At 67.3% G+C, this 21,459-nt stretch carries 20 protein-coding genes; 8 read left to right on the top strand and 12 right to left on the bottom strand.

Translation table 11 applies throughout. From position 1 onward, the window contains the following. The first annotated feature begins 19 nt into the window (after positions 1–19). Positions 20–730, top strand: coding sequence for an LppX_LprAFG lipoprotein (locus tag BN972_RS09450; RefSeq protein ID WP_280513761.1), 711 nt, complete (start codon positions 20–22; stop codon positions 728–730). Then, complete coding sequence (locus tag BN972_RS09445) at positions 727–2,358, top strand: MFS transporter (protein ID WP_036355330.1); 1,632 nt, start codon at positions 727–729, stop codon at positions 2,356–2,358. Before BN972_RS09450 ends, BN972_RS09445 begins: the two co-directional genes overlap by 4 nt. Here BN972_RS09445 and ribD read toward each other — a convergent pair. The 4 genes from ribD to fmt are packed head-to-tail and all read right to left on the bottom strand — an operon-like array spanning position 2,339 to position 6,419. Then, positions 2,339–3,361 (bottom strand): bifunctional diaminohydroxyphosphoribosylaminopyrimidine deaminase/5-amino-6-(5-phosphoribosylamino)uracil reductase RibD, encoded by a 1,023-nt coding sequence (gene ribD / locus BN972_RS09440; protein WP_261785902.1) that lies wholly within the window; start codon positions 3,359–3,361, stop codon positions 2,339–2,341. The genes BN972_RS09445 and ribD overlap by 20 nt on opposite strands. Further along, positions 3,358–4,068 carry a ribulose-phosphate 3-epimerase gene (gene rpe / locus BN972_RS09435; RefSeq protein WP_099051023.1) on the bottom strand — a complete coding sequence of 237 codons (711 nt, stop codon included), beginning with the start codon at positions 4,066–4,068 and terminating at the stop codon, positions 3,358–3,360. Before rpe ends, ribD begins: the two co-directional genes overlap by 4 nt. Position 4,069: 1 nt before the next feature. Further along, positions 4,070–5,545, bottom strand: a complete 1,476-nt coding sequence (locus BN972_RS09430; protein WP_080696750.1) for an RsmB/NOP family class I SAM-dependent RNA methyltransferase — start codon at positions 5,543–5,545, stop codon at positions 4,070–4,072. Beyond that, complete coding sequence (fmt, locus tag BN972_RS09425) at positions 5,490–6,419, bottom strand: methionyl-tRNA formyltransferase (protein WP_036357138.1); 930 nt, start codon at positions 6,417–6,419, stop codon at positions 5,490–5,492. The genes BN972_RS09430 and fmt overlap by 56 nt, the downstream gene beginning before the upstream one ends. Positions 6,420–6,511: 92 nt before the next feature. On the opposite strand from fmt, the gene BN972_RS09420 reads away from it, so the two are divergent. Further along, entirely contained in the window at positions 6,512–7,336 is an 825-nt protein-coding gene (locus BN972_RS09420; RefSeq protein WP_036355327.1) for a class I SAM-dependent methyltransferase, read from the top strand. Positions 7,337–7,351: 15 nt separating this feature from the next. On the opposite strand, the gene BN972_RS09415 is transcribed toward BN972_RS09420, so the two are convergent. The 3 genes from BN972_RS09415 to BN972_RS09405 form a co-directional block, all read right to left on the bottom strand. Continuing rightward, positions 7,352–7,837 carry a MarR family transcriptional regulator gene (locus BN972_RS09415; protein WP_036355324.1) on the bottom strand — a complete coding sequence of 162 codons (486 nt, stop codon included), beginning with the start codon at positions 7,835–7,837 and terminating at the stop codon, positions 7,352–7,354. Positions 7,838–7,938: 101 nt separating this feature from the next. Continuing rightward, the gene (locus tag BN972_RS09410; protein ID WP_036357135.1) at positions 7,939–9,894 is read right to left on the bottom strand and encodes a primosomal protein N'; all 1,956 of its coding nucleotides are present in this window, start codon (positions 9,892–9,894) and stop codon (positions 7,939–7,941) included. 119 nt (positions 9,895–10,013) lie between these two features. Continuing rightward, positions 10,014–10,760, bottom strand: coding sequence for a lysoplasmalogenase (locus BN972_RS09405; RefSeq protein WP_036355322.1), 747 nt, complete (start codon positions 10,758–10,760; stop codon positions 10,014–10,016). On the opposite strand from BN972_RS09405, the gene BN972_RS09400 reads away from it, so the two are divergent. The 3 genes from BN972_RS09400 to BN972_RS09390 are packed head-to-tail and all read left to right on the top strand — an operon-like array spanning position 10,759 to position 14,246. Continuing rightward, positions 10,759–11,718: an alpha/beta hydrolase gene (locus tag BN972_RS09400; RefSeq protein WP_036355320.1), complete on the top strand. Its 960-nt coding sequence runs from the start codon at positions 10,759–10,761 to the stop codon at positions 11,716–11,718. The genes BN972_RS09405 and BN972_RS09400 overlap by 2 nt on opposite strands. 22 nt (positions 11,719–11,740) lie before the next feature. After that, on the top strand, positions 11,741–12,703 hold the full coding sequence (locus BN972_RS09395) for an alpha/beta hydrolase (protein WP_036355318.1): 963 nt from the start codon (positions 11,741–11,743) through the stop codon (positions 12,701–12,703). A 58-nt stretch (positions 12,704–12,761) separates the two neighbouring features. Then, complete coding sequence (locus tag BN972_RS09390) at positions 12,762–14,246, top strand: flavin-containing monooxygenase (protein WP_036355316.1); 1,485 nt, start codon at positions 12,762–12,764, stop codon at positions 14,244–14,246. Positions 14,247–14,250: 4 nt separating this feature from the next. Here the strand turns inward: BN972_RS09390 and BN972_RS09385 are convergent, their stop codons facing one another. Beyond that, positions 14,251–15,900 carry a GMC oxidoreductase gene (locus BN972_RS09385; protein ID WP_036355314.1) on the bottom strand — a complete coding sequence of 550 codons (1,650 nt, stop codon included), beginning with the start codon at positions 15,898–15,900 and terminating at the stop codon, positions 14,251–14,253. 78 nt (positions 15,901–15,978) lie between these two features. Here BN972_RS09385 and BN972_RS09380 point away from each other — a divergent pair, with 78 nt between their 5' ends. Further along, complete coding sequence (locus tag BN972_RS09380) at positions 15,979–17,235, top strand: alkane 1-monooxygenase (protein ID WP_080696749.1); 1,257 nt, start codon at positions 15,979–15,981, stop codon at positions 17,233–17,235. Continuing rightward, on the top strand, positions 17,183–17,755 hold the full coding sequence (locus tag BN972_RS09375; protein WP_036355312.1) for a pyridoxamine 5'-phosphate oxidase family protein: 573 nt from the start codon (positions 17,183–17,185) through the stop codon (positions 17,753–17,755). Before BN972_RS09380 ends, BN972_RS09375 begins: the two co-directional genes overlap by 53 nt. 73 nt (positions 17,756–17,828) lie before the next feature. Here BN972_RS09375 and metK read toward each other — a convergent pair whose 3' ends face one another. The 4 genes from metK to gmk form a co-directional block, all read right to left on the bottom strand. Further along, positions 17,829–19,040, bottom strand: coding sequence for a methionine adenosyltransferase (gene metK / locus BN972_RS09370; protein ID WP_036355310.1), 1,212 nt, complete (start codon positions 19,038–19,040; stop codon positions 17,829–17,831). Positions 19,041–19,166: 126 nt separating this feature from the next. Further along, positions 19,167–20,438, bottom strand: a complete 1,272-nt coding sequence (gene coaBC, locus BN972_RS09365; RefSeq protein ID WP_036355308.1) for a bifunctional phosphopantothenoylcysteine decarboxylase/phosphopantothenate--cysteine ligase CoaBC — start codon at positions 20,436–20,438, stop codon at positions 19,167–19,169. A gap of 16 nt (positions 20,439–20,454) precedes the next feature. Next, complete coding sequence (gene rpoZ / locus BN972_RS09360) at positions 20,455–20,781, bottom strand: DNA-directed RNA polymerase subunit omega (protein WP_036355307.1); 327 nt, start codon at positions 20,779–20,781, stop codon at positions 20,455–20,457. Positions 20,782–20,835: 54 nt separating this feature from the next. Continuing rightward, the gene (gene gmk, locus BN972_RS09355) at positions 20,836–21,429 is read right to left on the bottom strand and encodes a guanylate kinase (protein WP_036355305.1); all 594 of its coding nucleotides are present in this window, start codon (positions 21,427–21,429) and stop codon (positions 20,836–20,838) included. Positions 21,430–21,459 lie beyond the last annotated feature (30 nt).

Below are 21,459 nucleotides of genomic sequence, written 5' to 3'. Positions count from 1 at the left end.
CCGATCGTCACCCTCTACGATGCAACGTATGCAGACCCCCCGACGACTCTTAGCCGTCCTCGCCATCCTGAGCGTCGCAATCACGCTCATCTCGGGGTGCACAATCAGCAAGAAGGCCAAGAGCGGTCCGCTTCCGGACCCCAACACATTGGTCAAGCAGGCCACCGAAGCCAGTAAATCGGTGAAAAGCGCACACATCGTGCTGACGGTGAACGGGAAGATTCCGGGACTGTCCATCAACTCGTTGTCCGGTGACCTGAACACCGAGCCCACCGCGGCCAAAGGGAACGTCAAGCTCACCTTCGCCGGATCCAATATCGACGCCGACTTCGTCGTCTTCGACGGGATCCTCTACGCCGCCCTGACGCCCAACAACTGGACGCCGTTCGGAAAGGCGTCGGACATCTACGACCCGTCGCAGATCCTGAGCCAGGACAAAGGCGTGGCCAACGTGCTGGCGAACTTCACCGACGCCAAGGCCGAGGGCCGCGACAACATCAACAACCAGCCGACCATCCGCATCAGCGGAAAGGTCAGCGCCGATGCCGTCAACGCGATTGCGCCGCCGTTCAGCGCCAGCGGGCCGGTCCCGACCACGCTGTGGATACAGGAGAACGGCGATCACCAACTGGCGCAGGCCAAACTGGAACGCACCCCAGGGAATTCGGTGCAGATGACGTTGTCCAACTGGGGCCAACAGGTCCAGGTCACGAAGCCGGAGGGCTCATGATCACGCAAACCGGACGCAGAGTCGCGATCACCGCGGGCAGCCTTGCGGTGCTGCTGGGTGCCCTCGACACCTATGTCGTGGTGACCATCATGCGCGACATCATGAACAGCGTCGGCATCCCGCTGAACCAACTGCAGCGGATCACCTGGATCGTGACGCTGTATCTCCTGGGCTACATCGCCGCGATGCCGCTGCTGGGCCGGGCTTCCGACCGGTTCGGGCGCAAGTTCGTCCTGCAGGCCAGCTTGGCCTTGTTCATCGTCGGCTCGGTGGTGACCGCGCTGTCAGTGACGCTCGGCAACTGGAATCCGGAGTTCGGCGAATACATGGTCGATCCCAATCCCAACCGGGCCTTCTACATCCTGATCATCGGGCGCACCATTCAGGGCATCGCCAGCGGCGCCTTGTTGCCGGTCACGCTGGCGCTGGGCGCCGACCTATGGGCTGAACGGAACCGGGCCGGAGTCCTGGGCGGTATCGGTGCCGCGCAGGAACTCGGCAGCGTGCTGGGTCCGCTCTACGGCATCTTCATCGTGTGGTTGTTCCACGACTGGCGCGACGTGTTCTGGGTCAACGTTCCGCTGACGCTGATAGCGATGGTGATGATCCATTTCAGCCTGCCGTCGCACGATCGCAGCACTGATCCGGAGAAAGTCGACGTAGTCGGCGGCTTGCTGCTAGCCCTCGCATTGGGTCTCGCGGTGATCGGGTTGTACAACCCCAATCCCGATGGCCATCAGGTGCTGCCGAGCTACGGAATTCCGATGGTGATCGGCGCGGTGGTGGTCGGAGTGTTGTTCTTCGTCTGGGAATGGCAGGCCCGGACCCGCCTGATCGAGCCGGCCGGGGTGCACTTCCGCCCGTTCCTGGCCGCGCTGGGTACCTCGGTCTGCGCGGGCGCGGCGCTGATGGTGACGCTGGTGAACGTGGAGCTCTTCGGCCAGGGTGTGCTGGGGATGGACCAGATCAGCGCGGCGGGCCTGTTGCTGTGGTTCTTGATCGCCCTACCCATCGGAGCGTTGCTCGGCGGCTGGGTCGCCACCCGCGTCGGCGACCGCCTCGTGGCCTTTGCCGGATTGCTGATCGCCGGCGCGGGATATTGGCTGATCTCGTTCTGGCGAGGCGACCTGATGTCCAAGCAGCACAGCATATTCGGGCTGTTTTCGTTGCCGGCGGTACACACCGACCTATTGGTGGCCGGCCTGGGGCTGGGCTTGGTGATCGGTCCGCTGTCCTCGGCTGCACTGCGGGTGGTTCCGGCTGCTCAGCACGGCATCGCTTCGGCGTCGGTGGTAGTGGCGCGGATGACCGGCATGCTGATCGGGGTGGCCGCCCTGACCGCCTGGGGACTGTATCGGTTCAACCAGATCCTGGCCGGCTTCCCGAAGATACCCAGCGACACGCCACCGTGGGAGGTGGCGACCCTCAAGGGTGACCAGTCGCGGCAGGCATTCGAAACGATGTACGGCGACATCTTCACCGTCACCGTGGGAATCTGTGTGCTCGGGGCATTGCTGGGGCTGTTGATCAGCCGCCGCGGGGAGCACGCGGACGAGCAGGAACCGGAGGCTATCGAGCAGCCGGTCGCGGAGCCCCAGCCGTCTGTCGCTACCGAGCCACCAGGCTGAGCAGCAGGTCCGGGCCGACCTGCTCGACACTGTCGTACTGCCAACGCAACGCGTGCGCCATGCTGGACACCCCGACGTCGTCCACAGCGGTCACCGGACCGCCCAGCAGGATCGGGGCGACGTAGGCCAGGATCCGGTTGATCGCACCGGCCCGCAGAAACGCGCCGGCCAGCGTCGGGCCGCCTTCCAGCAGCACATCGGTGCGGTCGGCCAGTGCCCGGAGAACCTCGACGGGGTCGTTGGTGCGGATCACCATCGTGCGTGAATCGTCGTTGAGCACCTTGGCATCCGGCGGTATCTCCCGTTTGCCGACTACTACCCGCAACGGCTGCTGCGGAGCCAGCGAACCGTCGGGCAGGCGGGCCGTCAGCGCCGGATCGTCGGCTAGCACGGTGCCCGTGCCGACGATGATCGCGTCGGCCAGGGCACGCCGCCGGTGCAGGTCCGCGCGGGCGGCCTCACTGCTGATCCACTGGCTGGATCCGTCGGCGGCGGCGCTGCGGCCGTCGATGCTGGTGGCGTACTTCCAGGTCACGTGCGGCAAGCCGGTGCGCTGCTTGTGCAACCATTCGCGCAGCGGGCCGGCGGCTACGTGGTCGGCCATGATGCCCGAACGCACCTGCACCCCCGCCGCCGTCAGCCGGCCGGCCCCGCCACCGGCGATGCCGTTGGGGTCGTTGACGCCGAAGATCACCGTGCCGACCCGGGCTTCGATGAGCGCGTTCACGCAGGGCGGCGTCTTGCCGAAGTGGTTGCACGGCTCCATGGTGACCACCGCGATACCCCCGGCGGCCAACCCACCGGCCCGACGCAGCGCAATCACCTCCGCGTGGTCGCCGCCGGCCGGTTGCGTGGCACCGACACCGACCACCCGGCCCTCCTGATCCACGATGACGGCACCGACCGGCGGATTCGGGTACGTGGTGCCCTTGACCTGGTAGGAGTGCTCGATCGCGAGGCGCATGGCCTCCTCGATGCTCTTGACCTGCTCCACGCTGCTCACGAGCCGCTCACTTCTCGGAGATGGGGGGACGCCAGACTCGCCTGGCGCCGCAGGGCTGCGACCGCGGCGGCCGGATCGTCGGCGCCGTAGACCGCCGACCCCGCCACGAAGCAGTCCACGCCCGCCTCGGCCGCCGCCTCGATGGTGTCCTCGTTGATGCCGCCGTCGATCTCGACCAGGATGCGCAACTCCCCCGCATCCACCATCTTGCGGACCGTGCGCACCTTGCTGAGCACCTCCGGAATGAAGCTCTGTCCGCCGAAGCCGGGCTCGACGGACATGATCAGCAGGGTGTCGAACTGCGGCAGGATGTCCAGGTAAGGGCCCAGCGGCGTCTTGGGCTTCACACTGATCCCAGCCTTGGCGCCCGCGGCGCGGATGTCCCGAGCGACCCCGGTCGGGTTGTCGGTGGCCTCGGCGTGGAAGGTGACGTTGTAGGCGCCGGCTTCGGCGTACGGCGGCGCCCAGCGGTCCGGGTTCTCGATCATCAGGTGGCAGTCCACCGGGATGTCGGTGTGGGTCAGCAGACTCTCCACAACCGGCAACCCGATGGTGAGGTTGGGCACGAAGTGGCCGTCCATCACGTCGACGTGTAGCCAGTCGGCGCCGCGCACCGCGGCGGCTTCGTCGGCGAGCCGAGCAAAGTCCGCTGCCAGCATCGACGGCGCGATCAGGGGCGGTCCCCCCATACCAGACATGAGCGACACACTACTGGCGGCGCAGCGCGGCTGCGAACATTGCGTCGGTGCCGTGTCGGTGCGGCCACAGCTGTACGTAGGGGCCCGCTCCGAGGTCCCCGGCCGGCTCGAACAGCGGCCGCGTGTCCAGTGCTTCCACCGGGTGCCGACGCAGCGCGTCGGCGACCACTCCGACCGTCTCGGCCAGGTGCGGCGAGCAGGTCGCATACAGCACCAACCCGCCCGGCCGGGTCAGCGAGATCGCGGCCGCCAGCAGCTCACGCTGCAGCTTGGCCAGCGCGGGCACGTCCGACGGCTGCCGCCGCCAGCGCGCCTCCGGCCGACGCCGCAACGCGCCCAACCCGGTGCACGGGACGTCGACGAGCACCCGGTCGAAACCCGGTTCCAGATCGCTGTGGCGCCCGTCTACCCGCAGCACCTCGACGGGCAACCCGCGGGTGTTCTCGACCACCAGATCCGCGCGATGCGGTGCCGGCTCCACCGCGGTCACGGTGGCCCCGGCCGATGCCCCGAGGGCCGCCAGCAGCGCGGTCTTCCCGCCCGGTCCGGCACACAGATCAAGCCAGCGGCCCGCATCTCGGTCGACCGGAGCCAGCGTCACGGCTTGTGCCACCAACTGGCTGCCTTCGTCTTGAACGAGAGCCTGGCCGTCCCGAACCGGCGCGAGCCCGCCCGGGTCTCCGCCGGGCAGATACACCGCGTACGGCGAGTACCGGCCGACGGTGCCGCCGACCGAGTCAGCCAGCGCCGCAGCGGTGAGCACCCCCGGACGGGCCGCCAGATGCACCTGCGGCCGTTCGTCGTCACTGGCCAGCACGGCATCCAGTTCCCCGGCCGCAGCACCGAGCGCGTCGGCGAAGGCCTGCGCGATCCAGCGCGGGTGGGCGTGCACGAACGCCGCATGCCCGACCGGATCGTTGTGGGGCGCCAGTTCTACGACCCAGGATTGCTCGTCCCGAGCGGCGATGGTGCGCAACACGCCGTTGACGAAACCTGCTCGCGCCGAATCAAATTCGATGCCAGCCTGGTCGACGGTGGTGGATACCGCGGCGTGTGCGTCCACCCGGGTCCGCAGCAGCTGATAGCTGCCCAGCCGAAGTAAATCGAGCAGCACCGGGTCGATGGTGTCCGGCGCCCGCCCGGCGGCAGCGCCGATGACGGCGTCGAGCAGGCCTCGGGCGCGGCAGGTGCCGTAGGTGAGCTCGGTGGCGAATGCGGCGTCGCGACCGGTGATTCCGCGCTCGCGCAGCAGCGCCGGCAGCACCAAGTTGGCATAGGCGTTGCGCTCGCTCACCGCTCGCAACGCGTCGAACGCGGCACGCCGGGCCGGATCCAGCGGCTTGCGGCGGGGCCCCGGGCCCGGTTCTGCGATGCCTGCCGCGGCGCTTTGCGGTCGGGCCGATTCCGGTGCGGCTTGTCTTGGCCTTGCCTCATGACGCCCTGATCGCGGGGGCGAGCCGGGCCCCGCGGGCCCAGTCGGCGGCATTCATAGGTTTCTTACCGGGCGGCTGAATCTCCCCCAACCGCACCGGTTCCGAAGCGGTGCCGACCCATACGCTCTGCCGGTCGGCCCGGATCGCACCGGGCGGCAGCGGTTCGGTTGATGAATCTAATTGCACAGGGCCAATTTTCACGCGCAAGTCCCCGATCAGGGTCCAGGCGCCAGGGTTAGGCGTGACGGCACGGATGCGCCGCTCAACCACCTGAGCCGGGAGGTCCCAACGCACCCGCGCCTGCTCGACGGTGATTTTCGGCGCCATGCTGACCCCTTCGGCCGGTTGCGGGCGTGGCGTCAGCGTCCGGTCTTCGATTCCGTCCAGCGTGGTGGACAGCAGTGCGGCGCCCGAATCCGCAAGCCGCGCAAGCAGATTGCCGGCGGTGTCGGTCGGTCGGATCGTCTCGGTGACCACGCCGTATACCGGCCCGGAGTCCAGGCTCGGCTCGATCTGGAACGTGGTGGCCCCGGTGATCGTGTCTCCCGCGGCGATCGCCGCCTGCACCGGAGCCGCACCGCGCCAGGCCGGCAGCAAGGAGAAGTGCAGGTTGACCCAGCCGTGCGGCGGCACAGCGAGCAGTTCGCGGCCAAGCAGTGCGCCATAGGCCACGACCGCGCAGCACTGCGGCGCGAGGTCTGACAACTCGGCCACGAACTCCGGGGAGTTCGGGCGCGACGGACGCAGCACCGGGATGCCCCGTTCGAGCGCCTCGCGGGCCACCAGAGAGGGTTCCGGCTTGCCCCGCCGTCCCGACGCAGCGTCGGGCCTGGTCAGCACGGCAACGACGTCGTGGCGGGGCGATTCGATCAGACGACGCAGCGCGGGCAGCGCGGGTTCGGGGGTGCCGGCGAAGACGATGCGCACCGGCACAGTCTAGGCGGGTGAGATTCACAGGTCCTGCAATGTTTCCTATGCATACTGTGTCTCTATAGAACATTTTGCCTTCAGGAGGACCGATGACTATCGCAACAAACACCCATCCGAACGAGTCGCTCGCCGCCACCCACCGGGCAATGTGGGCGCTCGGCGATTACCCGCTGATGGCCGAAGAGGTGATGGCGCCGCTCGGTCCCATCCTGGTAGCTGCGGCGGGCATCAGACCGGGCGTCCGGGTGCTTGACGTCGCCGCCGGCTCGGGAAACATCTCGCTGCCCGCCGCGGCGGTTGGTGCGAGAGTCGTTTCCACCGACCTCACCCCGGAGTTACTGCAGCGCTCGGCGGCGCGTGCCGCCCAGCAAGGCCTGACCCTGCAGTACCGGGAAGCCAATGCTCAATCACTACCGTTCCGCTCCAACACCTTTGACACGGTGATCTCGGCGATCGGAGTGATGTTCGCGCCGGACCACCAACGCGCCGCCGATGAGCTGGTTCGGGTGTGCCGGCCCGGTGGGACCATTGGGCTGATCAGCTGGACCCACGAAGGATTCTTCGGCCGGATGCTGGCGACGATTCGCCCCTATCGGCCGAGCCTGTCGTCGGCGTTACCGCCGTCGGCGCTGTGGGGTCGGGAAGCCTATATCGGCGGGTTGCTGGGCGATCGCGTCGTGGGCGTCACGGCGTCCCGTGGGCAGCTCGAGGTCACCCGGTTCGACACCGCCGCGGCGGTACACGACTACTTCAAGAACAACTACGGGCCGACGATCGAGGCCTACACCAACATCGCGGGCAACACGGTGCTGACCGCCGAGCTGGACGCCCAACTCATCGAGCTCGCCGACGAATACCTCACGAACGGCGTGATGCAGTGGGAGTACCTGCTGCTCACCTGCCAGAAGGGCTAGCGTGCAGCCCGGCGCTTATATCTCGTCGAGTCCGATATGGGCGTCGGGTTCCCCGCCTGCGGTGGTGAACGACGTCAGCGCGCGCACCAGTCCTTGGCGTTCGGCCGCCGGCATCTGCTCGACGATGCGAGCGATTTCGGCGCGCCGGTAGGCCGTCACCTTCGCGACCACTTCGCGGCCGCGCTTGGTCAGCGCCGCGAGGAGCTCACGCCGCGAGGTCGGGTGCGGCAGCCGGTCGATCATGCCCGCGCCCACCAGCCGATCGACCATCCGGCCGGTCGCGGACGGCTGCACCCCCAACAGGGTCGCAAGGGTGGCCAGGTTAATCGGACCCCGATTGGACAGGATCACCAGCGTGCGGAACTGAGGAATGGTCAGACTGTCATCGACCTGGGCAATGGAATGCGCGGAGATGCCGACCAACAAACGCGACGCGGTCAGCAACGCATCGGTGATCATGTCGAGCGACTCGTCGGCCGTCGTCAGGTTCTCGGTTGCCATTGGCGCCCCCTTCCCCGGAGCTTCGCTAGCGGGGCGAAGCATAACAGCGCTCTACTATCGTAGGCATTGATTGTTTCCTAGGTGTATCGATATGCGCAACGTCACCCAATGTGTAACGGGTCGATCTGCACTCGGACGGGCGCCTGGGTTTGTCTGGCGCTGAGCACACCGACCGCCGCGCGCAACGCCGCCGCCAGCCGTAGGCCCTGGTCTCGACGCACCCGCACAAGCATCCGGATCACCGTGACATCGGCAGCCATGCCTGCCGGGCGGCGCGCGCCCGCGGGCAGGTCGACCGGGCCCAGTAGCTCAGCGTCTAATCCCTCCTGCTGGGGCAGCCGCGCCTGATCTAACAGGGCAGTCACCGCGTCGGCAGGGCCGTCAAGGGCGGCGATGTGCACAGTCGGTGGCAGGCCCACCTCGGCGCGGGCGGTGAGTTCGCCGTCGGCGTGACCGACCGGGTCCCATCGGATCAGCGATTGCACTGTGGGAAGCGAGGATTCGGCCACCACGATCACTACGCCACCGTCACGCCGGGACCGCACCAGTGCGGCCGCGCTCATCCAGCGCCATAGGGCATCCTCGGCCGCACGCAGATCCTGCCGGCCCAGCAGCGCCCAGGTGTCGAGCAACAGGGCCGCCCCGTACCCGTCCGCCGCGCATGGTTCGGCGCCCGGCGTGGCCACCACCAATGCGGGCTTGTCGGGCACCTCCGAGACGACGGCGTCACCGGCCGACGTCACGACCGGCGTACCGGGGAAGGCCCGACCGAGTTCTTCGGCGGTGCGGCGCGCACCGACGACGACGGCCCGCACGGCATCCGACCCGCACCGCGCGCAGCGCAGCGCCGGGTCGACCCGGCCACACCACCGGCATGCCGTACTGGCTTCCCGCTCGAGCAATGCCAATGGGCCGGTGCAGTGCCGGCAGCGGGCAATTGCACGGCAGCGCCCGCAGGCCAGCGAGGGCACATACCCCCGGCGTGGCACCTGAACCAGGACCGGCGCGCCGGCGTCCAGCGCGGATCGCGCGGCGCGCAAGGCGATGGACGGCAGCCGCGCGGTCCGCGCCGCCGCGTCTCGCTCGTCCGCGTAACCGCTGTCATCCAGGGCGACCACCCGCGGCGTCTGGGCCCGAACCACCGGCCGGGCCGCGACGATGTCGTGCGCCCACCCGCTGCGCACCAATGCCTGAGCCTCGGCGGTGCGGGCGTAGCCGCCGATCAGTGCCGCGCAGCGCGCCTGATGCGCGCGCAGCATCGCCACCTCGCGGGCGTGCGGATACGGTGCCCGCGGCTCGGCCAGGTTGTCGTCGGCGTCGGACCAGACCATGACCAGCCCGAGTTCGCTGACCGGCGCGAATACCGCGCTACGGGTCCCGAGGACCACGCGCGCGCTGCCCCGCAGCACCGCCAGCCATCGCCGGTAACGGGCGGCAGGCCCGAGCCCCGCGGACAGGGCCACCACGCTGTCCTGGCCCACCCGAGCGACGGTCGCTTGCCACAACGCGTCGAGGTCGCGCTGGTCCGGCACGATCGCCAGGACCGATCGCCCCGCCGCCACGGTCTGCGCGGCCGCCTCGGCAAACCGGTCCACCCACTTCTCGCCCGGCAGCGCCTGCCACACCGCGCGGGCCGCCCGGGACTCGGCCAACGCGGCCAGGAACGGGCCACCGCGGTTGTAGGTTTCCCAACCCGCCGGGTCAACGCGCGCCACCAGCGGCCGCGGCACCGCTGTGAACTGCTCCTTTTCCACCCGAGCGTGCCGCGGAGGCACCGCCAGCCGCAATACGTCCGGGCGGGTGCCGGCGTAGCGTGCCGCGACGGCTTCGGCCAGCCGACGGATTTCCGGCGTGAGGACCGGCTCCGCGGATACCACTCGATCGAGCCAGCCAAGCTTGCCCTGGTGGTCGGTGTCGTTGCGCCGCTCCAGCACGAACGCGTCGACCAGCCGGCCGTGGAAGCGCACCCGCACCCGCACACCCGGTTGGGCGTCATCGGACTGTTCGGGGGGCACCAGATAGTCGAAGTCCCGATCGAGGTGCGGCACCGAGAGCATGGGCAGCACCCGAGCTATCGGCTCCACCTCTGCCGTGGCGCCGGCGGAACCACCAGACACGCTGGACCGCAACACATTTTTAGTCAATGTGGGCACACCGTAGCTGCACCGACCGACGATCAGCTCTCGGCGGTGTCTGGAACGCTTTCGCGGTGGTCGGCCAGGTCATCGCGCCCGAAGAAGAAGCCGGCCGTGATCAGGATTTCCGCGGCGGCGTAGGACCACCAGATCGGCACCGCCAGCGCCTCGTTGCCCAGGATGAACCTGCTGATCGCGATCATCGAGTCCGACGCCGCGAAGCAGACCGCACCGACCGCGGTCCAGATGGTGGGCAGGCGGGCCAGCAGCGCCGCGCACACCATCGCGCTCAGGACGGCGATGTAGACCGTTACCGGGATCGTCAGATTCTCCTTGCCGGTGTTCAGGTGTGGCCAGAACCAGACCAGCATCGAGGCGGTCGCCAGGACCATTACCACCGCTGCCGTGACGCGGGTACGCGACGGCGCGGCGTGTGGCAACAGCGCACCGAGAAAACAGATGTGGGCCAGCAGGAACGAGCCCAATCCCAGCACGAACGACATCGCCCACCAGGGCAGGGCCAACAGCCAGTCCCCGGCGGCGGAGAACAGCAACGCGGGCACCAACCACCGCCGCTCCCGGGCTACCGGGTGTGCGGCCGCTGCGACCGTGAGCAGCAGCGCCATCGACGCCTTGAACAGCGGTTGCAGTACCCAGTGCCCGGTCAGTTCGCTGCCCGGCGGCGTGCGCAGCGCAATTACCGTCAAGTACACGCCGTAGGCGATGCCCGCCCAGCAAGCAGCCACCCATGCGCCGACCATCAGGCGCGATGCGTACGGTACCTCCATGCCCAGTTTGGACAACACCGCCGATGAGCGCCCCGGAGTCGATCCCATCCTGCTGAAGGTACTGGATGCGGTTCCGTTTCGGCTATCAACCGAGGATGGAATCGTCGCAGTTCGGCAGCGGTTGCGGGACCTGCCGCGCCGGCCGCTGCACCCCGAACTTCGGGTCGAGGACCGCAAGATCGACGGCCCGGGCGGACCGATCGCCATTCGGATTTATTGGCCGCCAAACGAATCCGATACTGCACCGGTGGTGTTGTTCTTCCACGGCGGCGGCTTCGTGATGGGCGATTTGGACACCCATGACGGCACGTCGCGCCAGCATGCCGTCGGCGCGGACGCCATCGTCGTGTCCGTCGACTACCGCCTGGCGCCGGAGCACCCTTACCCTGCCGCGATCGAGGATGCTTGGGCCGCAACGAAATGGGTGGCCGACCACGGGCCTGAGATCGGCGCCGACACCGCACGTATCGCGCTGGCCGGGGACTCGGCCGGCGGCACGATCGCGGCGGCGATCGCTCAGCAAGCCCGCGACGAAGGCGCGCCGCAGATTGTTTTCCAATTACTTTGGTACCCCTCGACGATGTGGGATCCGACACTGCCGTCGTTCACCGAGAACGCCAGCGCGCAGATCCTGGACGCCAGGGCCATCGCCGACTTCTCCCGTTGGTACGCAGGCGATGTCGACATGTCCAACCCGCCGGCGGCCATGGCGCCAGGTCGCGCCGATGACCTCGCCGACCTGCCCGCTGCCTACATCGCCGTCGCCGGGTACGACCCGCTGCGGGACGACGGCATCCGCTACGGCGAGTTGCTGGCGGCGGCCGGTGTCCCGGTGCAGGTGCACAACGCCGAGACGATGGTGCACGGTTACGTCGGTTATGCGGGTGTGGTGCCCGCCGCTACCGCCGCGATGGACCGTGGGTTAACGGCGTTGCGCGTTGCGCTACACGGACAGTGACGGGATTGCGTACGGTATTTGCATGACGCAGTCCACGTCTGGCCGAGCCGAAATCGATCCCCTACTGAAGATGCTGCTCGACGCAGTGCCGATGACCTTCACCGCGTCCGACGGCGTCGAGGTGGCCCGAGCACGCCTGGCCGCGCTGAAGGCGCCGCCCGAGCTGTTGCCCGATCTGCGAATCGAGGACCGGCGCATCGGTTATGGGGAGCATGAGGACATCCCGGTGCGGATCTACTGGCCACCTACCGCGGCGCAGGAGGATCTGCCGGTGGTCGTCTTCTACCACGGTGGCGGATGGGCGCTCGGCAGCCTGGACACTCACGACCACGTCGCACGAGCCCATGCGGTGGGCGCGGAGGCCATCGTGGTGTCGGTGGACTACCGGCTCGCGCCCGAACACCCGTTCCCGGCCGGCGTCAACGACAGCTGGGCAGCTTTGCGGTGGGTCGGCGAGAATGCGGGCGAACTCGGCGGTGACCCCAACCGCATTGCGGTGGCCGGTGATTCGGCCGGCGGCAATATCTCGGCCGTGATGGCTCAGCTCGCCCGGGACGCCGGCGGGCCGAACCTGGTTTTCCAACTGCTGTGGTATCCGTCCTGCATCGGCGATCGGACGCTGCCGTCGTTCACCCAGAACGCCACCGCGCCCATCCTGGACGGCGACGTCATCGACGCGTTCTTGCAGTGGTACATCCCCGAGCTCGACCTGAGCGACTACACCACGCTGCCGGCCAATCTGGCACCGGGCAACGGTGAGCTGTCGGGTCTACCGCCGGCCTTCATCGGCACTGCGGAACACGATCCACTGCGCGACGACGGTGCACGCTATGCCGAATTGCTCACGGCCGCGGGGGTTCCCGTGGAGTGGAGCAACGAACCCAACATGGTGCACGGCTATGCCAGCTTCGCCCTGGTGGTGCCGGCCGCCGCGGAAGCCACCAATCGCGGGCTCGCGGCGCTGAAGAAGGCGCTGTATCCGTAGCTCGGCCCAGCCGGCCGGGCAGTATCTTGGGGTAAACCCGCCGACAAGGGATAGCGCCATGCCTACCGTGCCCGATCACCACGTCCTCATCGTCGGCGCCGGATTCTCCGGCATCGGCAGCGCAATCAAACTCGATCAAGCGGGGTTCACCGACTACCTCGTCGTCGAAGCCGGCGACGGGGTGGGCGGCACCTGGCACTGGAACACCTACCCCGGCATCGCCGTAGACATCCCGTCGTTCTCCTACCAGTTCTCCTTTGAGCAGAGCCCGAACTGGTCGCGCACCTATGCCCCCGGCGGCGAACTCAAGGCGTACGCCGAGCACTGCGTCGACAAGTACGGCATCCGATCGCGGATCCGGTTCAACACCAAGGTCATCTCCGCCGAATTCGACGACGAGCACGGCTGGTGGCGCATACAGACCGACCCCGGTGGCGAGATCACCGCCAGGTTCCTGATCAGCGCCAGCGGCGTGCTGACCGTGCCGAATCTGCCCGACATCGACGGGGTCGACTCATTCGACGGCATCACCATGCACACCGCGCGGTGGGACCACAGCCAAGACCTGACCGGCAAGCGGGTCGCGATCATCGGAACCGGCGCTTCGGCGGTGCAGGTGATTCCGGAGATCGCGCCGATCGTCTCCCAGCTCACCGTGTTTCAGCGGACGCCGATCTGGTGTTTCCCGAAGTTCGACGTGGCACTGCCGACCGCGGCCCGCCTCGCGATGCGGATACCGGGCGGCAAGGTGGTGCAGCGGCTGCTCAGCCAGGCCTTCGTCGAGTTGACCTTTCCGATCTCGGCGCAATATTTCACGGTGTTTCCACTGGCCAAGAGGATGGCGTCCGCGGGTCGCCGCTACCTCCGCCAGCAGGTGAACGACCCCGAAGTGCGCGAGAAACTCACCCCGCAATACGCCGTGGGCTGCAAGCGTCCCGGCTTCCACAACACCTACCTGTCGACGTTCAACCGTGACAACGTCCGGCTGGTGACCGAACCGATCGACAAGATCACCCCGGGCGCAGTGGCCACCACCGACGGCGAGAACCACGACATCGACGTGCTCATTCTGGCGACCGGTTTCAAGGTGATGGACACCGACAATGTGCCCACCTATGCCGTGACCGGTAGCGGCGGCCGGTCGTTGAGTCGCTTCTGGGACGAGCATCGCCTGCAGGCCTACGAGGGAGTCAGCGTCCCCGGGTTCCCGAACATGTTCACCGTGTTCGGCCCCTACGGCTATGTCGGGTCCTCGTATTTCGCGCTGATCGAGACCCAGACCCATCACATCGTGCGCTGCCTCAGCCGGGCGCGCCGCGAGGGTGCCACCCGCGTCGAGGTAACGGAGCAGGCGAACAGCCGGTATTTCGCCGAGATGATGCGCAAGCGCCACCGGCAGATCTTCTGGCAGGACAGTTGCCGGCTGGCCAACAGCTACTACTTCGACAAGAACGGGGATGTCCCGCTGCGGCCCACCACCACCGTCGAAGCATATTGGCGCAGTCGGAGATTCGATCTGGACGACTACCGGTTCAGCGCCTGAGCTCTCATTTGCGGCCCTGCAGGATCCCTTCCATATTCCATTCGGCCAGCGCGGTGATGGTCATAAAGGGGTTGCAGCCGAGATAGCCCGGCAACAGTGACGCGTCGTTGACGTACAACTTGGTATAGCCCTTGACTCTGCCGTAGCCGTCGGTCGCCCTGCCCCGCACCACCCCGCCCATGGGGTGAACGGTGTTGGGTGCAAAGACTTTTCCCTCGAACAGGTCGTCCCGGTAGTCCACGCCGTTGGCGTGGGTGACCCTGTCGAACACTTTCGCCGCCCGCACACGCAGATGTTCGGTGTGGCCTTCTGGCCAGTCGATACCAATCGAATCGGAGGCGCCGTTGTAAACGATGTCGGCACGATCGCCGGTGCGGACCATGACGTAGTAACCGAGCGCATAGGTCTCCACCGGAAGCGGCAGCGAGAACATGCTGGCATACACCGGATTGTCCGGGTCGTCGCGGCCGTCGAGGTTTATCATTCCGAGCAGCGACTGTCGGGTGCCGGCGGGATCACCGGGTTGCAGCATGTGAGCGACCATGATGTCACCGTTGTTGCCGTAACCACGGCCGATCTCCTCGCTGAGGTCCGGCAGTGTCCCCCTCTCACGCGCCCGCAGCAGCAGCTCGGCGGTGCCCAGCACCCCGGCACTGAGATACAGTTCGTCGCAGCCGATTTCGTCGCGGCGGAGTTCCTTGCCGAACCGGTCGATCTCGCGCGTGGTTATCACGTACTCACCGGATCGCTCGCGACGGATTCCGGTGACCTCCGTCAGCGGCTTGAGGGTGACCTTGCCGGTTGCCAGCGCCGCGGCGATGTAGGTCTGATCGACGCTACCGAACCGGCCGTAGTTGTTGCCGTACTGCTGTTCGAAATCGAGTGCCGATCGTGGAACCTGGCCCGCCTCTTCCCTTCTCATGTAGTCGAACGAGTAGGCGCTGCCGTTGTAGTCGACGCCGTAACCCGCCGCCGCCGCGTATTGTCGTCCCACCCTTGCGTATTGGAACCAAGGCGTCTGCTCGAACCAGTCCATGTCGCGATAGCTGATGCGCAGCATGTTCTTCGCGCGTTCGACGTACGTCCCCAGGAAAACCGAGGGGTCGATGTCAGGGAACGCGGCGCGCACTTGCGCCGCGGTGGGTATCGCGGCGATGGCGGCGTTGACCAAAGACCCGCCGCCGACACCCATTCCGCGGAACACCGTGTGGGCGCCGTGCGCCACCTTGTCGCAAATGCCTGCCTGCACCGGCTGTTGCGACGGCGCATGCTTGGCGACCTGCTCCATCGAGACGCCGCGGAACGACGGGACCAGACTGGGTGGGACGTCGGTGAACCAGCCCGCTCGGTTGTCGGCGGGCAGCATGCGCGAAAAGCGTTTTCCGTCGGTGTCGGCGGCGTCCCACCACCTCCCACGCTCCAGAACCAAGGTCTCGATGCCGGCCTGGCCCAGTCGTAGAGCGGAGACTCCGCCGGCGTAACCGCTGCCGACGACAATCGCCCGATAGTGCACCCTGGGCCGGGCACCAACCTGATCGCGGCGCATGGCCACTTCGATGGCACCCGTCCCGACCGCACCCACGGCGATCCCAGCCGCCGCCCCCAGAAACCGTCGCCGCGAAAAAGTGGCCCGTGCCATCTCCGTCTGGCCCATTACCGCCCCCAAGCTAGCCAACCATTGTTAACCAAACTCAGGTTTAAGCGTACTCTAGGTATGGGAATAGCGTTTCCTATGGGCGGGGAGACAGCATTAAAGGCAAAGTTACAGTCATGTGAATGGCATTTGCGGCCGAGTGCTGCAAAGGCGGACTGGAGGGATCCCAAGCGATACCTCTGGCTGTTGGGCGCGGCGGTCCCGGGATTGGTCGAGGTGTCGTGGCTCTTGGTCTGGGTCTCCGGACTCGGCGTGTTTTGGTGGCTGGGCCCTCTGCTGGCATTCGGGGTGATCCCCGTTCTCGACCATCTGATCGGGCCGGATGCCACCAGTCCCCCGGACAGCGCGCTGGCGCGGCTGGAGAACGATCGCTACTACCGCTGGGTCACGTATCTCTACCTGCCCAACCAGTACGGGTCGGTGGTCCTGGCCTGCTGGCTCTGGAGCGGGGGCGGTTGGGTCGCAATGTCTTTCGTCGACAAACTGGGTCTAATGCTGACCGTCGGGCTGATTGGTGGCCTGGCCATCAATGCTGCCCACGATCTCGGCCACACCCGCGAGCAGTCGGAACGTCGCCTGTCCAAGATCGCGTTGGCGCAGACGTGCTACGGACACTTCTACGTCGAACACAACCGCGGACACCACGTCCGGGTGGCGACACCGCAAGATCCCGCCAGCGCGCGATTCGGCGAGAGCCTCTATGCGTTCATTCCCCGCTCGGTCCTCGGCGGAGTGCGCTCCGCGTGGAAACTCGAGAGCCAACGGCTGGCGAGGATTGGCAAGTCGCGTTGGACTCCTCGCAATGAGGTGCTCAATGCCTGGCTGATCAGTGCGGTTCTGTTCACCGTGCTGGCAGTGTGGTTTCGACCCGTCGTGCTGCCCTGGCTCGTCGGGCAGGCGGTGATCGGCATCGGGCTGCTGGAGACGGTCAACTACACCGAGCACTACGGGCTGCGGCGCAGACTGCTGCCCAGCGGTCGATACGAGCGGGTGCGGCCGTCGCACAGCTGGAACAGCAACACGGTGATCGCGAATGTCTTTCTGCTCCATTTGCAGCGGCACTCGGACCATCACGCCAACCCGCTGCGTCGGTACCAGGCGCTGCGTGGCGTGGAGGAGGCGCCGCAACTGCCTACGGGCTACAGCGCGATGGTACTGCTCGCCATGCTGCCGCCGGTTTGGCGGCGTGTGATGGATCCGCGAGTGCTGGCCTTCTACCAGGGCCGGATCGAGTTGACGGCACTGAAGCCGGAACGGTTGCCGGCAACGCTACGCTCACACTGTGGCGAAAGAATTTTCGCGAATCGACGACTCGCTCCGCGACTTCATTGCTGAACAGGCCATGTTCTTCGTGGCGACCGCGCCCAGCGAGGGTGGCCGAGTCAACCTCTCGCCCAAGGGATACAGCGACACGTTCGCCGTGCTGGACGACCACACCGTCGCCTACCTCGACCTGTTCGGCAGCGGCGTCGAAACGATCGCCCACCTGCGTGACAACGGGCGTATCACGATCATGTTCGTCTCGTTCACCCGAAACTCGCGCATCCTGCGGCTGTTCGGCACCGGCCGGGTGGTCCGCCCGGACGACGATGAATTTGACCGAGTGCGAACGCATTTCGATCGCCTGCATCCCGGTGTACGGGCCGCGATCGTGGTGGACCTGGAGCGAATCGCGGACGCCTGCGGGTTCTCGGTGCCCTACTACGAGCTCGTCGACGAGCGGCCGGTGCTGGACACCTATCACGCCAAGCAGCCCGACGAGGGCTATCAGCGCACCGTCGTGCGAAACCGCAGCAGTATCGACGGGCTACCCGGGCTGGACCCGGATCACCCACTGCCGCCGGTGGTCCAGTAGTTCCGCGAGCAGACGCAGAATCGCACGAAAAGACCGAGCTACTGCGCGATTCTGCGTCTGCTCGGCAGCAAAGTTAGATGGCGCTCTTGAGGTCGTCGACCTTGTCCAGCTGCTCCCACGGCAACTCGACGTCGGTACGACCGAAGTGCCCGTAGGCGGCGGTCTGCGCGTAGATCGGCTGCAGCAGGTTCAGGTCGCGGATGATGGCGCCCGGTCGCAGGTCGAATACCTCACCGATGGCCTTCTCGATCTTGACCGGGTCGACGGCCTCGGACCCGAACGTCTCGACGAACAGCCCCACCGGGGCCGCCTTGCCAATGGCGTAGGCAACCTGCACCTCGACCCGCTCGGCCAGGCCGGCGGCGACGACGTTCTTGGCGACCCAGCGCATTGCGTAGGCCGCCGACCGGTCCACCTTCGACGGGTCCTTACCGGAGAAGGCGCCGCCGCCGTGACGGGCCCAGCCGCCGTAGGTGTCGACGATGATCTTGCGCCCGGTCAGGCCCGCGTCGCCCATTGGTCCACCCAGCACGAACTTGCCGGTCGGGTTGACCAGCACCCGGGTGGCCGACGAGTCCAGCGTCTCGTGCGCCAGCTCCTCGAGCACCGTCCCGAGCACGTGTTGGCGAATGTCGGGGTCCAGCGTCTTCTCCAGGTCGATGCCGTCGGCGTGCTGGGTGGAGACCACCACGGTGTCCAGCCGCACCGGCACGTTGTCCTCGTAAGCGATCGTGACCTGCGTCTTGCCGTCCGGGCGCAGGTACGGCAACGTGCCGTTCTTGCGGACCTCGGTCAGCTTCCGCGACAGCCGGTGCGCGAGCGCGATCGGCAGCGGCATCAGCTCCGGGGTGTCGTTGATCGCGTACCCGAACATCAGCCCCTGGTCGCCGGCGCCCTGCGAGTCCAGCGGGTCGGCAGCACCCTCGACCCGAGCCTCGTGCGCGGTGTCGACGCCCTGAGCGATGTCGGGCGACTGCGCGCCGATACCGATGTTGACCCCGCAGGAAGCACCGTCGAAGCCCTTGTCCGACGAGTCGTAGCCGATGTCCAGAATTCGCGCGCGCACCGTGTTGGTGATGTCGGCGAAGGCCTCCTTCGCAGAGGTGGTCACCTCGCCCACCACATGGACCTGCCCGGTGGTCACCAACGTCTCGACCGCCACCCGGGAGCGCGGGTCACCCGCCAGCAGCGCGTCGAGCACCGAGTCGCTGATCGCGTCACAGATCTTGTCGGGGTGCCCCTCGGTCACCGACTCACTGGTAAATAGCCGACCCTTCTCGCTCACCGTGTACGTCCTTCCAGATCCCGCTCGCCACAGATGTTAGTTAGGCGAATTATTTTCTTCAGTCTTACTCAACCGGCTACGCCTGGCGTTTGCAAATTTCGGCCGGGCAACGCTGCCCGACACACGCTATCCGACGTCCCCGTGCAGAAACGTGGAGATCGCATCAACGATACGGCTTGCCATCAGCGTCTTGGAGCCGTGCTGCAACGCCGACTCGGTCCCATTCGCCGCCAGCAGCCAACCGTCGTTGCTGTCCACCTCGAATGCCCTGCCCTCACCGACAGCGTTGACGACCAGCAGATCGCAGCCCTTGCGCTGCAGTTTGGCGCGAGCGTGGAAAAGCACGTCCCCGTTGGCGTCGCCGGTCTCGGCCGCGAACCCGACGATGGCTCGCATGTTGGGCAGCTGTCCGTGGGAGCGGGCCTGCACCGCGTTGGCGAGCACGTCGTCGTTGCGCACCAGTTCGATCGGCGGCGGCCCAACTTGGCTGTCAGGGCTCTTCTTGATCTTGGCGGTGGCGATCTCGGTGGGCCGGAAGTCGGCCACGGCCGCGGCCATCACCAGCACATTCGCCTCCGGGGCGTGCTTGGACACGGCGTCACCGAGTTGCTCTGCCGAGCTGACGTGCACCACGTTGACGCCGGCCGGATCGATCAGCCCGGCGGTGTGGCCGGCAATCAGGGTGACTTCGGCGCCGCGCTGCGCGGCGACGCGGGCGACGGCGTAACCCTGCTTTCCGGAGCTGCGGTTACCGATGAACCGGACCGGGTCGATCGCCTCGCGGGTGCCACCGGCGGTTACCAGGACCCGGCACCCGGCAAGGTCGTGCGGCAGCGCGTCGTGGCGCTCGAGCAGCAGGTGGGCCAGCGTGGTGATCTCCTCGGCCTCGGGCAGTCGCCCGGCGCCGCTGTCCGAGCCGGTGAGACGGCCGGATGCGGGTTCGAGCACCACGGCGCCGCGGCGGCGGAGGGTGGCGACGTTGTCCACGGTGGCCGGATGCAGCCACATCTCGGTGTGCATGGCCGGGGCGAACATCACCGGACATCGGGCGGTGAGCAGGGTGGCGGTGAGCAGATCGTCGGCGCGGCCGGCCACGGCGCGGGCCAGCAGATCGGCGGTGGCCGGCGCGACAACCACCAGGTCGGCCTGCTGACCCAGACGCACATGCGGCACCTCGGGAACGTCCTGGAATACGCCGGTGTGCACCGGCGCGCCGGACAACGCCTCGAACGTGGCGGCCCCGACGAAGCGGAGCGCGGACTCGGTCGGGATGACCCGCACCGAATGGCCGGCTTCAGCGAGCTGGCGGACGACGGTGCAGGCCTTGTACGCCGCGATACCGCCGGAGACGCCGACTACGACCCGTTTGGGGACCCGCTTGCTGCGCTCCTCGTCCACGGCCAGCCCCGGTCCGTTACTCGCCCTCGGTGTGTTCGAGCAGGTCAGCGTGGATTTCGCGCATGGCGATCGAAAGCGGCTTCTCCTGCAGTCCCGGCTCGACCAGCGGGCCGACGTACTCGAGGATGCCCTCGCCAAGCTGGTTGTAGTAGTCGTTGATCTGGCGGGCCCGCTTGGCCGCGTAAATCACCAGCGCGTACTTGCTCGAGACGCGGTCCAGCAACTCGTCGATGGGCGGGTTGGTGATGCCCAGCGGGGTGTCGTAGGCGCCTACCCCTCCCGCTGCGGGATCGAACTGGTCGGGGACGGCGGCCAACGAGGCGTCGGACGGCGAAATACTCACGAAAAAATTCTCCTGGCGGCATAGAGCGGGTTTACGAGTAAGAACTTAAGGGGCTTACGCCGGCTGCGGCGCGTTTCCCACCAGCAAGGATACCAATTCGGCGCACGCAGACTCTAATCGGCGATTCACGACCACCACGTCGAAGTCGTCCTGGGCTGCCAGTTCCACGCGCGCGGTGTCCAGTCGCCGCCGAATGACCTCGGGTGTCTCGGTGCCCCGGCCGACCAGCCTGGCTTCCAGATCCTCCCAGCTGGGCGGTGCCAGAAAGACGCTGGTCGCCTCCGGCATGGCTTTCTTGACGGCCTGGGCACCGGCCAGATCAACCTCGATGAGGACGGGATGACCGGAGCCGGTGGCGGCGCGCACCGGCTCGGCCAGAGTGCCCGACCGGTGCAATCCCCCGTGGATTTCGGCCCATTCCAGCAATTCGCCCTGGTCGATCAATTGCTGGAAGCGGGCTGGGGTGACGAAGTGATAGTCGACCCCGTCGACTTCGCCCGGCCGCGGCGCCCGAGTCGTGGCCGAGACGCTGAAGTGCAGGTTCGGGATCCGCTCGCGCAGACACCGGACCACCGTCGACTTACCGACCGCGGAGGGACCGGACAGCACAACTACGCGTCCTGCGTCCGGTCCCCCGTCGGCGCTCATTGGCGCTCCTGGGTCGGTTCCCCCGCCACA

Origin of the sequence: Mycobacterium asiaticum DSM 44297 (genome assembly GCF_000613245.1) — a bacterium.
Classification (GTDB): domain Bacteria; phylum Actinomycetota; class Actinomycetes; order Mycobacteriales; family Mycobacteriaceae; genus Mycobacterium; species Mycobacterium asiaticum.
Note: the sequence above shows the minus strand (reverse complement) of the source record. Positions and strands in the feature narration are given on the sequence as shown.